This is a genomic window from Streptococcus timonensis, assembly GCF_047463455.1.
Classification (GTDB): Bacteria; Bacillota; Bacilli; order Lactobacillales; family Streptococcaceae; genus Streptococcus; species Streptococcus timonensis_B.
The window spans coordinates 124,730-140,478 of record NZ_JASHDV010000003.1 but is presented as its reverse complement, the minus strand read 5'-3'; the positions used below and the strand labels follow the sequence as shown (position 1 = coordinate 140,478).

The window sequence follows — 15,749 nt, the reverse complement described above, 5'->3', positions numbered from 1 at the left end:
GAGAGAAGCTCTCAAGACCTTATCTATCTTCCATTAACTCTACCAAGCGTTCTTCCATGACTTTAGCTGCATGTTGATCTTTACAGATAACCAACAAGGTATTCGCTCCAGCAACTGTACCTAAGATCCTACCATCTTTATTTGAATCTACTACATTTGCTAATACCGCAGCTTCTCCAAGCTTTGTATGGAGAACTAAAGTAAATTCAGCTCTCGCTACACCTTCAAGATGATGTGAAAGGAATTCAACCAAGTCAATTTTGTCTGTCTCATTGGCCAAGACATAGTAGACCATGTCATTTTTCTTAACTTTGGTCAAGCCGATTTCTCGTAAATCTCGTGATAAGGTTGTTTGGGTTACAAAGACATTCCGAGCCTCTAAACGATCTTGAATTTCCTTTTGAGTCCCTAGTTTTTCTTCCGTAATCATCTGCTTAATCAGCGAATGACGATCTTTTTTTCTCATAACATCCTCTCAAATGAATATTTATTTACATTTTGCATTTATTTAGCAAGAACATTATACCAAAAAAACTGCATATTTCAAAAAAATTTTCGTCTTTCCTTAAATTTGTGATAGAATAGTAGAAAAGCCCAAAAGGAGCCTAAAATGAATACAAAAGAATTGATTGCTAGTGAGTTGTCTAGCGTCATTGATAGCCTGGACCAAGAGGCTATTTTAAATTTACTAGAAACACCTAAAAACTCAGATATGGGAGATATCGCCTTCCCTGCCTTCTCATTGGCAAAGGTTGAACGTAAAGCTCCTCAAATGATTGCTGCTGACATAGCTGAAAAGATCAATAGCCAAGCTTTTGAAAAGGTTGTAGCAACAGGTCCTTACGTAAACTTCTTCCTTGATAAGGCTGCCATTTCTGGTCAAGTTCTACAAAACGTTATCACTGAAAAAGAGCACTACGCTGACCAAGAGATTGGTAATCAAGAAAATGTTGTCATTGACATGTCTAGCCCTAATATCGCTAAACCATTTTCAATCGGTCACCTTCGTTCAACAGTTATCGGAGATAGCTTGTCACATATCTTCCAAAAAATAGGATATAAAACTGTCAAGGTCAACCATTTGGGAGACTGGGGTAAACAGTTTGGGATGCTGATTGTTGCCTACAAGAAATGGGGTAACGAGGAAGCTGTCAAAGCCCATCCAATCGATGAACTCCTCAAGCTCTATGTCCGCATTAATGCTGAAGCTGAGAACGACCCAAGCTTGGATGAAGAAGCGCGCGAATGGTTCCGCAAGCTTGAAAATGGAGATGAGGAAGCTCTTGCTCTTTGGCAATGGTTCCGCGATGAAAGCTTGGTAGAATTTAACCGCCTTTACGATGAATTACAAGTTGAATTCGACAGCTATAACGGGGAAGCCTTCTACAATGACAAGATGGATGCAGTTGTAGATATCCTCGCTGAAAAAGGACTTTTGGTCGAATCAGAAGGTGCCCAAGTTGTGAATCTTGAAAAATACGGAATTGAACACCCAGCTCTTATCAAGAAATCTGACGGCGCGACTCTCTACATCACACGTGACCTAGCTGCAGCTCTCTACCGTAAAAACGAATATCAATTTGCCAAATCAATCTATGTTGTTGGTCAAGAGCAATCTGCTCACTTCAAACAACTCAAGGCTGTCTTGCAAGAGATGGGGTATGATTGGAGCCAAGACATTGTCCATGTTCCGTTTGGATTAGTAACAAAGGAAGGGAAAAAACTTTCTACTCGTAAAGGAAATGTTATCTTGCTAGAGCCAACTGTCGCAGAAGCCATCAGCCGTGCTAAAGCGCAAATTGAAGCCAAAAATCCTGAACTTGAAAACAAAGACCAAGTTGCTCATGCTGTTGGAGTTGGGGCCATTAAATTCTATGACCTTAAAACTGACCGTACAAATGGCTATGACTTTGACCTTGAAGCCATGGTATCCTTTGAAGGGGAAACTGGTCCTTATGTTCAATACGCTTATGCTCGTATCCAATCAATCTTGCGTAAAGCTGATTTCAAACCTCAAGCAGGTGCCAACTATAGTTTGAACGATGCTGAAAGTTGGGAAATCATCAAGCTAATCCAAGACTTCCCTCGTATCATTAAACGTGCAGCTGATAACTATGAGCCGTCTATCATCGCTAAATTTGCAATCAGCTTAGCCCAAGCCTTTAACAAATACTATGCCCACACTCGTATCTTGGATGAAAGTCCAGAACGTGACAGTCGCTTAGCCCTTAGCTATGCAACTGCAGTCGTCCTTAAAGAAGCCCTTCGTTTGCTGGGTGTAGAGGCACCAGAGAAGATGTGATTCAGTACCAACAATTGGTACTAAAGTTCCTAATTGTTGGACGCTAGCCGCTTTTATGCAGACTAGCTAACTGCTTCACTAGTCGTGGTTCCTAAATATAATCGATTTAGGGACCACGACGTCGTAAATGAAGCGACTTGCCTAAACGCTTTACTAATTCATCTAAACAAATAACAAATAGCTAGCACTTACAGTATTATCACTCGAAAGGCAAAGATACTTCGCTTTTCTCTTACCACCTACTTCTTTATCACTTAGGGAGAATTTTTATGAGCCAATATGCTTATATCTTAGTTGTTATCAGTCTTGTTTTTCTATTTCTTGTCAATAAATATGAAAAAGAGAAACTTCAAAGACTACTTCAAGACCAGCTATTGAAAGACCAAGCTTTTCGTGCAACTATCGAAGAGAAACTCCAAACGATAGAAAACATTAATGATGTCATTGCTTACATCAACAAAGGTTACCGTTTAGGAATTCCCATTTCAAAAGAAATTGTTGACGAAATTCGCAAATAACAAAAAGACTCGAGATACCATTTCTCGAGTCTTTTTTATTTATTTCTGACAGCTAAGATTCCCACCAAGATAACAATCCCTAGTGATACCATAGTTCCAACTGGTGCTATATTTTCATCAAAAATTTTATCAGAGAACATCATCAGACTAATTGCCAAGAGCAACAAAGCACTACATAGCATAATATTTTTAAAACTTGGTTTACTTTTCTTATGGTAGAAAAATCTAAGGAATTTACTCATTTGAACTGTTCTCTTTTGAAATAATTCTATAATCCATGGGACAAAAATCTAGCCCAGCAACTCTATCCTCTTACAAGGATTCTAGTTCATAAAGCTCAGCAATAATACCTGCAATCTTTTTAATATCTCCCAGCATACCACGCATTTCAAAATCGGCTAGGACTGGAAAACCAAAGCGTTGACTGTATTGTTTTGCAGTCAGACAGTATTGGTTATTGAAATTACGATTACCAGACCCTACGACTCCAAAACATTTACTGGCATTATCACCATAAGCGATAAAGTCACCTACAGGTGTCGTTAAGATTTCCACATCTCCATTGTCAACACCATTCCCACCTTCTAAATAAGTTGGTAAAAAAGTGACAAAAGGATTTGACATTTCATAGAATCCTCGTTCTTCCTTGACCAACTCTTTGATGTCAATCTTCTCAACATCAATATTCTTATACTGCTCCATCAAATAAGTTTTTAAACGTGTTACGAAACTTTCAGTATTCCCACTCAAACTGATATAAACTAAGGAAATTTTTTTCATCTTTCCCTCCCTCTTTCTTGAATCATAAAAATAACTACCAAGATTGTATCTTGATAGTCATCCTTTGTCAACTCTTAGACGAGTTCTTCTTCTTGAGATTCTGTTAATTCTTTTTGTTGCTGCCATATCTTATAAAATACAAGGCCTAGAAAAATAACATTAATCACAATTCCTAAAATTGTAGCCCCTTTGGCACCAAGTTCTGCGCCGAAGCGGACGTTTGGTTCAGTAAACAGTAAAAGCGCATCCTGTACTCCCATAAAATTATAAATAGAACCAACAATAGCAACCAAAACATAAGCTACATAAGTATAATTTGCTAATTGGATATTTTGACGAACTAAGAAAACCAAGGCTACAGTAACCAAGATAGCTGACAAAATAACCAAGATAATATTGAAAACAGAGTGAGAATGTTCCGTTACTTTAATGGTATATGCAACTAATTCCTGAGCATAAGTTGTATCTACTCCTGATGTTTCAAGTCCAGCCATACTATCTGCAGTAGGAACTGGTGATAAAACTCCAAATAGTGATAAAGCCGAAAGTACGGCTGATAAAATCAGTAAAACCCAGAGATAAATTGGTTTCTTTTGCATAAGAATAACCTCCTAAAATAATTATTAGTATTATAGCATTTTTACAGATGCAAAACAATTATTATACGGTTACCTCAATCTGCTTTCGATAGGCCTTCGGAGACTTGCCGCAAAGTTTTCGAAACACTTTATAAAAATAACCTACGTTACTATAACCAACTGTATAGCAAATGTCCTCGATACTATCATTGGTTGACAGCAAGAGTTGCTGAGCTGCTTTTATCCGTTGCTTATTTAGGAGCTCTGCAAATGTGGAATTGGTTTCCTTTTTAATCAACTGTCCCAGATAAACTGGATTGATGAAAAGATCCTTACTAATATCCTTAAGAGAGAGCTCTTTTTGGTAGTCTCTACCAATGACCTCTAAGACACTAACGACATTTTCATTCATTCGATATTGTCCAAAGAAAGAAGTCAAGGTTTCCTTGGTAAATGCAACTAGTTCCTCAAAATGTGCAATAGCATGTATTCTCTTGACAATATCTGTCATATCATCTGCTTTCAGATGTTCAAAAAGATGGAAAACATCCATAATAAATTGAGTAAATAGCTGTTTAGTGATCGAAACTCTTGGCGTATTCTCTAACACAATCCGTTCAAGCAAGGTCAATTCATCAATAATCTGTTGGAGATTGCCCTGGATAATAACTCGATAGATTGGTTCATAATAAGAAAATAGACTTTCAGATTGATCCAGATTAACTGAACCATAGAAGAGAGTCTTCTCTACATCCAACTTCCATTTTTCAAAATTCTCTTGATATGGTTTTTCAAAAGGTATAACAAGCAAGCCCTCAAACTCTCTATCAGCAAATACAATTTGCCAATCCTGTCCGAGCACATAATATGGAATAAGGAAATCACCCTGCTTGTCTTTCGACAGTCCAATCCACCAGTTTTCTTTATGAGATATGTGAGCAAGAAGAGCTTCTTCATCTAGTTTCTGACTTAAGATCACGGGTTCTTCAACTTTTTCACCTAGTTGAGTGGCAATTTTTTCAAGTAGATTGCCTAATTCGACTTTATCCACTGGTTTAACCAGATAATCTACCACGCTGAGGTTCATCGCTTTTTTTACATAGTCAAATTCCTGATAGCCAGATAGAAGGATATAATAGCTATCTGGTAGAATGTTCTTCATCTCCTGTATCATTTCAAGGCCCGTTTTATCAGGCATATTGACGTCAGAAATAACAATATCCACAGGATGTTCTCTAACGTAGTCTAAAGCTTCGTCAGCATGATTGGCAGTCGCGACGACTTCCATATCCCATTTTTCAAAAGGAATCAAATGCTTGAGTCCTTCCGTAATCATGTACTCATCGTCTACTAATAGTACTTTATACATGTTTAATCTTTAACCTTTCTCCTCATCTTGAATGGTGATTCGATATTGTACGCCTTCTTGTTCACCAGATTCTACACTAATCTGGTAGCGTTCCCCAAAGTAAAGTACAAATCGCTCATGTACATTGACAATACCGATAGACTTCCGTCCGCTACTATAATCCTCATTAGGTTCGAAAGTTCGTTTGGCTAGTTTAACTTTAATTTCAGCTAATTTTTCAGCAGACATCCCACGTCCATTATCCACCACTAGAATTTCAACATATCCATCCTTTTTCAATGCTTTAATACTAATGACATTGTCGGATCTTCGATGGTCCACTCCATGAGCGAAATAATTTTCCACCAATGGTTGTAGGGTAAATTTTGGAATCCGCATCTCCTCTATACTCGGATCAATTTTAAATCCATAGGCAATTGATTTTGGATAGCGAACCATACAGAGATAACTGTATTTTCGACAAAACTCTACTTCTTTTTCAAGTGTAGTCTCACGCTCATCAGAAATATTATTACGAAGTAAGCTGCTAAATTCGTAAATAATATCTGCCAGTTCATTTTGACTCTCCATAACCGCGTACATCCTTAAAAATTCAAGAGTGTTATACATAAAGTGCGGATTTATCTGAGCTTGGAGAGCTCGCATGTTTGCATCCTTCTGACTAAGTTCCAATTGATAAATATCGTGGATATTTTTTTCCAGACGATTCAACATATCATTTGTTGTATCAGCAATTAAAAGCAATTCTTGGTCCTTTTTAGACGTATCAATTCTCTTGGTCTGCTCACCTTTTGCAATAGCCTGAATCGAATCCACTAAATCAACTACCTGATCTTGATAATCTGAAAAAGTTTTTTTCAAAGTTATATGTAATATAACGATAAAAAGCGCGCTTAAGCCTAGTATTAGAGCTGAACTTGCTAAACTCCCCTTCAAGACATAACTTTGAGGCACTGCAACTTGGACTTGATAGCCATGAGAGGTAATTCCTACTAGCCAATCTTCATTAGGGCCTTTTTCACCCAGATGAAACATGTCTGTTTCAAAAGGTGAGGTGATTGTTACAGCTATGGGAACTGTACCTCTTGTATTGTCAACAGCTTTGTATAGCACTTCTGACTGAATAGAAATATAAATAACACCTAAGGCTTGGTCAGATACAGGATCAGATACAGGGATAGCAAAGCTATCAGCATCCGGCTTAAAATCTTCTGCTAAAACTTTGTATCCACCTCTGTTGTCCCTTTTGGATACAAAGACCTCCGTTGAATCTTGCAAAACAATCGAAACCCCCGTCACAAAGTCATTACGAACATAGAGGTCATCGATGTTTTCATAAATTGACACTGAAATATAGGGCGATGCTTTGCGCTCCAACTGCCAGTAGAAATAATCAGGTGTACTGAGGCTAAAGTATTTATAAATGCCCTCAATTCTAGCTTGATTCTCTACCAAAGCCTGAGCAAGACGAGATGACTCTCGATAATAGTACTCAACTTCGCTAATGGTCCTTGCTAGAACCCGCTGACCTACTCGATCAGCTTCCTTCTCACGAGCATCCCAGTCTGCATAGGCTAGTAATAGAGCAAAACCGGAAATGATGGCAATCATGACCAAGCTATAGATTCTAAGAAGCGAGTGGAGACGAAACTGTTTTGTCTTATTTACTTGCCATTTTTTCATGAATGCTTTCATAAACAGGCTCCAATACATCACTAATAAAGAAATGCCACATTCCAATCCCTACAAAGAAGAAAAGGGCTGGCATGTAATAGGTAATAACTCCGAGTAAAACACTGCCCAATAGCACTTTAACCACGGCAGATAAACTCATAAAAATTCCAATAAAAGCTAACTTTAGAGTATTTTGGTAAGACAACTCAAAATAAACCTGTAATTTCAAGGAAACTGTATAAGCCAAGAACACCGTTGTTAAGATAAATAAATTTAGAAAAGTTGCTGCTAAGTGTAGAATGGTTTGATTTGGCAATTGAATCATAAGATAGAGGCCATAGATAATCACAAAACCAAAAATTAAAAATGTATAGAAAGTCAGGTTGCTTTTTATGAAGTTGCTCTTATAGAGAGACCAGGTTTCTCTAAAACGATAAGAACGATAAGAGTAGCCATGTTCTGCGTATAAACTCATAATAGTTGCGCTAGCTGGTGCCACACCAAAGAACACACCTCCTGCCAGGGTCAATAGCCAGAAATAAGCAGCTACAATCATTCCTAAAAAGAAACGATGAAAGACTAGCTCAAGAAAATTTCCCACGGTTTGCCTCCTAAAAATAATCTAGTCCTATTATAACATATTTCAAGCGCTCTCAAAAATAAGAACAAGATTCCAAGATTGGAAAATAACAGTATGGAAATTACAATTTAGAACATTGAGAAATTTTGATAATATTATCATATGTGTTATACTGGAATCAAATGAAATATATACTTAAAACAAGCATAGTCGAGGAGAAAAAATGGCTTTTTTAGATCAGTTGAAAGATGGAGCTAGACTTGTCAAAGAGACAACTAGTACTGTCATTTCAGAAGGAAAACAAAATGCAGAAAACCTTCGCAAGAAAAAGGAAATTCAAGGACTACAATATCAAATCAATGACTTGTATAGATTAATAGGCATCAAATTTGTTGAAGAACATTTAGAAGAAATAAAGGAAAATCCTCTCTATTCAACTGAAATAGCTGAAATCACTAAGCTCTTTCAAGAACAGATTTCTCTTCAAAAATCTATTGATTCATCTGGCCAGGATTTGGTTTCTTGTCCCCATTGCGGAACAAGTCTATCAAAAAGCTTCGAATTTTGCATCAATTGTGGAAAAGTAGTAAAGTAGAGTCGAAATGAAGGATTATATTGTAAGATCAAAATGTCCAAGCTGTTTCAAAAATATTGGAATCGGTTGGAAATTCTGTCCTTTTTGTGGAGAGCATGTAGATAATACAAAACCCAAAGTGGACTTAAAGTATGTCGATAGAATTTATAGAGACAATGGTCAAGAAAATAAAAATATTCCTTTCAAAATGCCATCAACCTTCAAACATGTAGGTGATAGGATAAAAGAAACTATCTCTGAAAAATTAGACAAAGGAGAGGAAGTTCAAGATCATACAATTTCCTTATTTACCTTTGTTCTCAAAGAAGCTAGCGTTGTTACCAAAGAAATCACTGAAATTTTGAATGATGATGAGAATATCTCATTAGAAAAAGATCATATTGGTTACTATTTACAGAGTAATACAGATGTCATCTATATAAACAATAGAAAAATTGATATTGGTAAAAAACACTACCTAAATAATCGAGATAACCTCCGTGTTGATGATACTATTTATATTTTTAGTCTCATGAACCAGAAGGATATTGAATGGAAGCAAGAGGAAATCAACACAAGTCTAGAAGAGAAAGTGGACAAGCATTTTGAAGTCCTAGATAATGGGAATATATATGTCCACCCCCTAGGGGACATGGTTTATTTGAATAATCATCTAATTAAGGATAAAACATACCTAAATAACTATGATTTAGTATCCATAAACCATCGACTCTTCGTCGTTTATAATAATTCCTTAGTTTTTCAACATGAATTAACTGAAAGTCAAGAAAAGAGTCTCGCAGATAATATCAATAGAATTGAACAAGATACACAGTTATCTGTTCGAATTCGAAAGCGTCTCGCAGGAGAGAAGCTTTTATTATCAGAGATTGACTTTCAAGTATCCTCTGGCGAAATCGTGCTCATTTTAGGTGGTTCAGGAGCAGGAAAAACCACACTAATCAATGCAATTATGGGCATAGAAAAAGCGGATGCTGATATCTTATTAGGAAATATAAACATCTATAATCAATTTGACAAAGTTCGAAGAATGATTGCTAATGTACCCCAATTCAGTCTTCATCGTGAAAAAGATAGTGTTTATATGACTCTAAAAAATGCCGCAGAGATGAAACTCGTACGAGACTTTACCAAGGATTCTGCTTTATTAGAAGAAAAAATTTCAAAAGTATTAGAAACAGTCAAACTAACAAAGAAAAAAGAGGCCTTGGTATCTGAATTAAGCGGCGGAGAGAAAAAAAGATTGAGTATTGCTACTGAGTATATCGCAGATCCGGTTGTATTCGTTCTAGATGAACCAGATTCTGGAGTAGATGGCAGTAACGCTCGTTCAATTATGGCTAGCTTAAGAAGTATCGCAGATGACAATAAGATTGTTTTTGTTATCTCACATAGTCCAGATCGAACACCAGAATTATTTGATAAAGTATTAGTTCTCGCTAAAAGTGAGGAAGAATCGTGCGGTAAACTGGCCTTTTATGGCTCTGTAGAAGATACCCTAAAATTCTTTAATGTCAACCAACTTGAACTTGTTGTATCGGAAGTAGAGCAAACTCCAGATTACTACATCGAAAAATATAGAGAATATAGAGGAGATTAAGATGAATTACGCATCGAATAAAGAACAAATTTTGATCTATTTGGGTAAATTTAAACGAAATTTTTTAAATTCTAACGGGTGGTATTCTTTTATAAGTACTGCTATTATTGCCCTTGTTACTTGTATTGTAGCAGGAAAAGACGGATTTTCGACCGGCTTAGGTGCAGAAGTGAAATCCACTTCGTTCATTATTGTTTGTGCTTGTATTTGGATAGGGGTTTTTAACTCTATTACATTGATTTGTAAAGAAAGAGATATTATTAAGCACGAATACCGAGGGGGTATGAATCTGTCATCGTATATGTTCGCTCACATGTTATTCCAAGCCCTTGTTTCTCTAATTCAAGCTATTATTTTCTCCAGTATTTTATTCTTATTCTATCACCACTCGATTTCAGAATTTAAGACTATCTTGGATAATGATAGTTTACGATTCATCTCCTATTTCCTAACTATATTTTTAACCATTTATTCGGCAGATGCTTTAGGTCTATTTGTCTCTTCAATCGTTAAAAATGTCGAAAAGGCAATGACTGTAATGCCCTTTGTCATTCTCCTTCAATTTCTCTTTGCCGGAAATATCCCCTTAAATGGCTTTTTACAGTTCTTATCTTATTTTACACTTAGTCGTTATAGTTTCGATGGGCTTTTAGACTTAGCTGACTTTAAAGAGGGAGGATCATTTTTCAGCACCTCAACAAAAGTACAAGTAAATTTATTAGTTGCTTGGATTCTATTAGTTGCTTTCTCTATTCTTTTAGCCTATCTTGCAAGTAAACTATTAAAATCAGTTGAAAAAGATACCAGAGGTTAATATTGATTGAATTAATTTAGTAAACTAGGTTTATAGTTCAAAAAATGTAGTAAGATTTTCTCTTACTACATTTTATATTATAAGATGTTTAAATTAGAAAATTGCAATCCATGTTAGCTGCGATATTGTCTCTGATAAATGTACATTGACAAAAACACCCCCTAGCTGGGAGTGTTTTCAAGAAAAATAGCAAGATTAGCTAAATTTTATTATTTAGCATCGTCTTTATGAAGCATGTTTTTAACACCTTCAACGACACCTTCTACAGCATCTTTTGCATCTTCAACGACACCTTCTACAGCATCTTTTGCATCTTCAGCGACTTCTTTAACTTTAGAAACAACTTTTTCTGTTGCTCCTTCGCTTTCAAGTTCTTTGTCGCCTACCAATTTACCAACGCCTTCTTTGATAGCACCTGCTGCTTGATTGAATTTTTCTTCTGTAGACATATCTATGTCCTCCTTTTATTTTTTTCTAAATTAGTAATTATTGTACACGTGGTTTAGCTTGAGCTGCAGCATCTTTAACAGTTTCAACGCCTTCGCCAAGTTTTTCTTGAACGAATTCAGCCCCTTCGCCAAGTTTTTCTTGTGCTACTGCAACACCTGAACCGATTCCAGCTTTCACTCTAGATAGTTGTTCTGACGCAAACTCGCCTGTTGATTCTGCCACGTCAGTTACACGGTCTTGAAGACTAACTGAATCTGCTTCATGTTGTTCTTTAGTTTTAATATCAACAACATTAACGTTAACTTCAACTACTTCTAGATCAGTCATTTTCGCAACTTCTGATACGATAACATCTTTGATTTCCTTGTATAGAGTTGGAACGTTTTTTCTGTATTCCACAATAACGTTCAAGTCAACTGCTACTTGTTCTTTACCAACTTCAACGTTAACACCGTGTGTTACATCGTTAGTATTGACGAGTTTTTCTGTAAGATTTGAGAAGAAACCGCCATCCACATGTAATAGTCCTGGGACTTTATCTAGTGAAAGACCGATGATTTTTTGAATAACTTTATTTTCGTAAGTTAATTCTCCTCGAACATCTTTAGAAACAACGACATCTTTCTTTTCAGTATCTACATTTACATTTTTTTCTACGTTTGACATATAAAACTCCTTTATTTATTTAAATAATTTTTCTGAACATAGTATCCGAATCCAATTCCTAATGTCCCACAAATTAAAACAAATAGTGTTTTAAAGAAACCGAAGGATAGGATGAAGCAAGCTAGAAGAATCCCAGCTATACCACATAAGATTGGATATTGGTATTTTTTTAACAATTCCATTTTTTACTTCCTTACTTTACACGACTAACAATCTTCTTAGTTGCTTTTTGAGGGTTATATTCTTTTACTGAAACTTCTAGTTTAACCTCTCGATCAATACCAAAGAACTCTTTTAAGCCTTGAGCTATTTCATTTTGGACTACTTCAAATTTGTTAGCAATGTTATCTGAAAGAACAGCTGTACCTTCTACATAAACAAAACATTTCTTTTTTCGTGTATGCACTTGAATTTTTGGTTCTTTAATCATACGATGTTCATTCAGTAAGCATCGAACAAAACCTTCGACAGCTGAATTTTTTAGTTTTAATTTATCGTCTTTAGTTCCAAGTTTTATTTCCAGATATTGTCTAGGATAAAACAGGATTACTAACATCCATAATAAAACTAAGATAGACAGGCCTAGAAGCCCCCAAAATATATATCTAGCAAGATAATATTCAAATGATGTCTGTCGCCAGCTAGTCAATTGAATCCCTAAATCACTAACCTGGTGGTAATCTATCAAAATAGGAAGGAAAATTGTCAAGATTAGAATACAGAAAATAAGTAATAATATTTTCTTTGATTTTGACATATAAAATCCTTTCAATTAAAGCACTAAACTATAGGTTTACCCGTCAATACTAAATTTAAATCTATAGTTTATGATTGAGTAAAAAGTTAACCTTTTTTACCCAAAAAGAATGATACTACAGCGACAACAATCACCGCACCAGCAATCGATGGAATAAGTGACATTCCCGCTAGAGAAGGTCCCCATGTCCCAAAAAGCGATTGGCCGACGGATGACCCAATTAAACCAGCAAAAATATTTGCGATAATTCCCATTGAACCACCTTTTTTAGTAATTGCTCCTGCAGCGAGACCGATAAAGCCTCCGATAATAATTGACCACAACATAACGGGCCTCCTTTCTTTTAACCAAAAAATTGTCTTTTGAATTCACAAAAGCTCTTTTGATTGCATTCAGTATATCATGATATGAGAGCGCACACAAATTATATGCTCACGAATATATGCTTTAATAAAATGTCTATTTTTTAAAACAACACAAAAAACGCTCTAGACAATATGACTAGAGCGTTTTTCTTATGTATTGATTCGTATTGAATGCTTACTTCACTTCTGTAAAGGTTGTTAATGTTATTTTAGCACTCTTTAAACGCCGTCATATCAACGTTTTTAGATTATTCTTTAGAAAATGTAGTCATTTTGCTATGCTGTCAATTTTGCAATTTCTTTGAGATAGATTTCAACTGCTTCTGCCTTCTTTTTCGGTGCCAATTCAGCATATGTATCCATTGTCGTTTTAATCGACTTATGCCCCATTCTTAACTGGAGTTCTTTCCAGTTTGCACCAGCATTCAACATCAAAGAAGCATGTGTATGACGAAAAAGGTGGAAACCATAGTTTGGCAGTCCCAACTCAGTCAAACGCTTTTTAAGCGTTGCACGTTCATTTCTATCACACATATAGTTACCGTAAATTGTCGGGAAAATCAAGTCCACAGTTGGTAAATCATGACTCACAAAGTAATCACTCATCTCAGCATGAAAAGCTTTCAAGTCATCCAAAACTTGTCTCGGAACTGCAACTCGCCGGTTACCAGCATCAGTCTTAGCACTGTTCTTACAAACAATCTCGCCCTTAATCCCAAGTGTTTTATTTCCAGCTTTCCACATCAGCGTCTTATTAATGATGATTTCATTAGAATCAAAATCAAGATCATGAATCGATAAAGCAAGAAGCTCATTGATTCTAAGCGCAGAAGCTAGTAGTGTGTCGCAGATAACTTTAAATCTTCGATTTGCTCGAGTATCAGGAAGAGTATCAAGATAGTGCAGCCAAGTAGCCAAGTCCTCTCCATGCAATACCATGATTCTCTCCTTTACCACCTTCGGTTTTGGAGGGATTTTTACTGTCCGAGCTGGATTATGAGAAAGTTCAAAATTCGTGATCCCATAATCGAAAATATCACTGAGCTTATAGATAACTGCACCGAAATCTTTTGCGTGTCCCTTTTTGGATTTTTTAACACCCGATTCAACAGACTTTTTAGATTGTTGAGCTAATTTATTAACCCAAATCTGAATATCTGCAGATTTTATCTCTTCAGGCTTATACTCTCCAAACTTAGGGATAAGATAGGTATCAAGATAGCTTCGAACCCGGTTAATCGTATTCTGAGAAGTCACCCAAGTCACAAAACTGACAAACCAGGCTTCTGCTAATTCCTCGAAGTTATTAATCGACAAGGTCTCTTTTAGAGTTGAGCCCTTCTCTTCAAAATCGATCCGTGCTTGAATGATTTTCCTATCAAGACTTTTTAGAGTTTTAGCAGTTATAGACGATGTAACTTTTTTACCAGTTTTAACATCTACACCAATATACACACCACGTTGCGTATAGCTAATAGTCCCATTACTCTTTGTAGTTTTAATGATTTTTCGATTGTTGTGAATGATAGTTTCTTTCTGCATAGTAGCCTTTCACGTTCGGATATATAAAAGGCTAAAATAACAACCTCACACTATTTATGTGATATTACTATTTTAGCACAATTTTATAATTAGGGAGTTAAATAGTTCAGCACATCCTCCATTTTGTAAAAAACGGTTCTAGTCCCCTCAATCGGTGGTTCTAATCTTTTTAGCCCTGTCATTTCCCAAGTTTTTAAAGTATTGGGCGAAATATGAAGAATAGAAAGCAGTTCTTTTTGAGTTAAAATATTACAATACATACTTTTTTGATTATAACGTTGAATTAGACTCAACAAAATAGTTAATAAATTTTCAATTTGGTTCAATTTTGTTAATTCACTAGAATTCATCTGTCTAGTTCTCCATCCCGTTCTTTTTGAGTTTTTGTAAGTCGCGGAAGTAACTTATGCTTTTCAAGTTCTTTATATTGTTTTTCGTACTTACTATGCCTCTTTGAATCGATAAGCCTCGCAAAGAAATAGCTCTTATTCATGATCAATCGCAAAAGATTAGGATCGTGTGCGCGAGCATAACTTACTAAACTACCAAATTCTACAAATCCCATTGTATCAATTACATCAAGCACCTGAGCTAAGAAGAATTCATGATCATTTCCCAAAATAAATTTTTCTCGATCAAACCCACAACCGCATTCGATATCATTGGCATCATACTTGGTTTTTTCAGGATTATCTGCATGTGTGAAATAATTATACAACCCTGATGGAGACATCACAATCTCAACATGGGCTGGAGTATTCAAATTTTCAGTCAACAATTCAGAAACTTGAGAATAACTTTTGAGAGAATCAAAGAACAGTACACCATACTTGTGAGGTTTCAGGATTTCGCCAGTTTCTTTGTTTACATCCATATCATGCCAAGGACTAATCGCATACGGAACTCGCATATGCTCAAGAATCTCTAGATAGTTGTTCGGCATACTATCTTGATAAAGTAAGAAAGCCCACTTATTCGAACGTCTATTTTTAATCATAGATAACACCTCTTTTATAAATTAAATTTTCTCTATTATTGATTTATCGGGACTCCCTTTATTTAGTAATGAAAAATATCTGATTGTTTGTTCGTTTCCCATAGATGGTTTTACCTCCCCCAATTTCTTCATGGATATAATGAGAAATTTATAATTATTTTA

Annotated in this window: 20 protein-coding genes; 5 read left to right on the top strand and 15 right to left on the bottom strand. The window is 35.8% G+C overall.

Annotation, left to right across the window (positions count from 1 at the left end; genetic code table 11):
- Positions 1-19: 19 nt before the first annotated feature.
- Positions 20-466 carry an arginine repressor gene (gene argR / locus QM847_RS06025; RefSeq protein WP_414354547.1) on the bottom strand — a complete coding sequence of 149 codons (447 nt, stop codon included), beginning with the start codon at positions 464-466 and terminating at the stop codon, positions 20-22.
- 144 nt (positions 467-610) lie between these two features.
- On the opposite strand from argR, the gene argS reads away from it, so the two are divergent.
- Entirely contained in the window at positions 611-2,302 is a 1,692-nt protein-coding gene (gene argS, locus QM847_RS06020; protein WP_414354545.1) for an arginine--tRNA ligase, read from the top strand.
- 269 nt (positions 2,303-2,571) lie between these two features.
- Positions 2,572-2,820: a MarR family transcriptional regulator gene (locus tag QM847_RS06015; RefSeq protein ID WP_414354544.1), complete on the top strand. Its 249-nt coding sequence runs from the start codon at positions 2,572-2,574 to the stop codon at positions 2,818-2,820.
- Positions 2,821-2,855: 35 nt separating this feature from the next.
- On the opposite strand, the gene QM847_RS06010 is transcribed toward QM847_RS06015, so the two are convergent.
- From QM847_RS06010 to QM847_RS05985, 6 genes are all read right to left on the bottom strand, one after another.
- Positions 2,856-3,062 carry a hypothetical protein gene (locus QM847_RS06010; RefSeq protein WP_269797627.1) on the bottom strand — a complete coding sequence of 69 codons (207 nt, stop codon included), beginning with the start codon at positions 3,060-3,062 and terminating at the stop codon, positions 2,856-2,858.
- 70 nt (positions 3,063-3,132) lie between these two features.
- Positions 3,133-3,600 (bottom strand): class Ib ribonucleoside-diphosphate reductase assembly flavoprotein NrdI, encoded by a 468-nt coding sequence (nrdI, locus tag QM847_RS06005; RefSeq protein ID WP_269797626.1) that lies wholly within the window; start codon positions 3,598-3,600, stop codon positions 3,133-3,135.
- Between the two features lie 74 nt (positions 3,601-3,674).
- On the bottom strand, positions 3,675-4,199 hold the full coding sequence (locus QM847_RS06000) for an ABC transporter permease (RefSeq protein ID WP_269797625.1): 525 nt from the start codon (positions 4,197-4,199) through the stop codon (positions 3,675-3,677).
- Positions 4,200-4,260: 61 nt separating this feature from the next.
- Positions 4,261-5,547, bottom strand: a complete 1,287-nt coding sequence (locus tag QM847_RS05995) for a response regulator (RefSeq protein WP_414354542.1) — start codon at positions 5,545-5,547, stop codon at positions 4,261-4,263.
- 9 nt (positions 5,548-5,556) lie between these two features.
- On the bottom strand, positions 5,557-7,230 hold the full coding sequence (locus QM847_RS05990) for a sensor histidine kinase (protein WP_414354540.1): 1,674 nt from the start codon (positions 7,228-7,230) through the stop codon (positions 5,557-5,559).
- Positions 7,208-7,822: a YesL family protein gene (locus QM847_RS05985; RefSeq protein ID WP_414354538.1), complete on the bottom strand. Its 615-nt coding sequence runs from the start codon at positions 7,820-7,822 to the stop codon at positions 7,208-7,210. The genes QM847_RS05990 and QM847_RS05985 overlap by 23 nt, the downstream gene beginning before the upstream one ends.
- Positions 7,823-8,024: 202 nt before the next feature.
- Between QM847_RS05985 and QM847_RS05980 the strand changes: the two genes are divergently transcribed.
- From QM847_RS05980 to QM847_RS05970, 3 genes are read left to right on the top strand one after another with little or no spacing between them, the layout of a single operon-like run.
- The gene (locus QM847_RS05980; RefSeq protein ID WP_269797621.1) at positions 8,025-8,396 is read left to right on the top strand and encodes a zinc ribbon domain-containing protein; all 372 of its coding nucleotides are present in this window, start codon (positions 8,025-8,027) and stop codon (positions 8,394-8,396) included.
- Positions 8,397-8,403: 7 nt separating this feature from the next.
- Positions 8,404-9,996 carry an ATP-binding cassette domain-containing protein gene (locus tag QM847_RS05975; protein ID WP_269797620.1) on the top strand — a complete coding sequence of 531 codons (1,593 nt, stop codon included), beginning with the start codon at positions 8,404-8,406 and terminating at the stop codon, positions 9,994-9,996.
- A gap of 1 nt (position 9,997) precedes the next feature.
- On the top strand, positions 9,998-10,810 hold the full coding sequence (locus QM847_RS05970; RefSeq protein WP_269797619.1) for an ABC transporter permease: 813 nt from the start codon (positions 9,998-10,000) through the stop codon (positions 10,808-10,810).
- A gap of 209 nt (positions 10,811-11,019) precedes the next feature.
- Here QM847_RS05970 and QM847_RS05965 read toward each other — a convergent pair whose 3' ends face one another.
- From QM847_RS05965 to QM847_RS05930, 8 genes are all read right to left on the bottom strand, one after another.
- A complete protein-coding gene (locus QM847_RS05965) occupies positions 11,020-11,259 on the bottom strand; it encodes a CsbD family protein (protein ID WP_414354535.1) in 240 nt (79 codons plus the stop codon).
- A gap of 37 nt (positions 11,260-11,296) precedes the next feature.
- A complete protein-coding gene (locus QM847_RS05960; protein ID WP_414354534.1) occupies positions 11,297-11,926 on the bottom strand; it encodes an Asp23/Gls24 family envelope stress response protein in 630 nt (209 codons plus the stop codon).
- Between the two features lie 11 nt (positions 11,927-11,937).
- Positions 11,938-12,108 carry a DUF2273 domain-containing protein gene (locus QM847_RS05955; protein ID WP_414354532.1) on the bottom strand — a complete coding sequence of 57 codons (171 nt, stop codon included), beginning with the start codon at positions 12,106-12,108 and terminating at the stop codon, positions 11,938-11,940.
- 11 nt (positions 12,109-12,119) lie between these two features.
- Positions 12,120-12,683: an alkaline shock response membrane anchor protein AmaP gene (gene amaP / locus QM847_RS05950; protein WP_414354531.1), complete on the bottom strand. Its 564-nt coding sequence runs from the start codon at positions 12,681-12,683 to the stop codon at positions 12,120-12,122.
- An 86-nt stretch (positions 12,684-12,769) separates the two neighbouring features.
- On the bottom strand, positions 12,770-13,009 hold the full coding sequence (locus tag QM847_RS05945; RefSeq protein ID WP_414354529.1) for a GlsB/YeaQ/YmgE family stress response membrane protein: 240 nt from the start codon (positions 13,007-13,009) through the stop codon (positions 12,770-12,772).
- A 315-nt stretch (positions 13,010-13,324) separates the two neighbouring features.
- Positions 13,325-14,590 carry a tyrosine-type recombinase/integrase gene (locus QM847_RS05940; RefSeq protein ID WP_414354527.1) on the bottom strand — a complete coding sequence of 422 codons (1,266 nt, stop codon included), beginning with the start codon at positions 14,588-14,590 and terminating at the stop codon, positions 13,325-13,327.
- A gap of 89 nt (positions 14,591-14,679) precedes the next feature.
- Complete coding sequence (locus tag QM847_RS05935; RefSeq protein ID WP_414354525.1) at positions 14,680-14,940, bottom strand: hypothetical protein; 261 nt, start codon at positions 14,938-14,940, stop codon at positions 14,680-14,682.
- Positions 14,937-15,587 carry a replication protein gene (locus QM847_RS05930; RefSeq protein WP_414354523.1) on the bottom strand — a complete coding sequence of 217 codons (651 nt, stop codon included), beginning with the start codon at positions 15,585-15,587 and terminating at the stop codon, positions 14,937-14,939. Before QM847_RS05930 ends, QM847_RS05935 begins: the two co-directional genes overlap by 4 nt.
- Positions 15,588-15,749 lie beyond the last annotated feature (162 nt).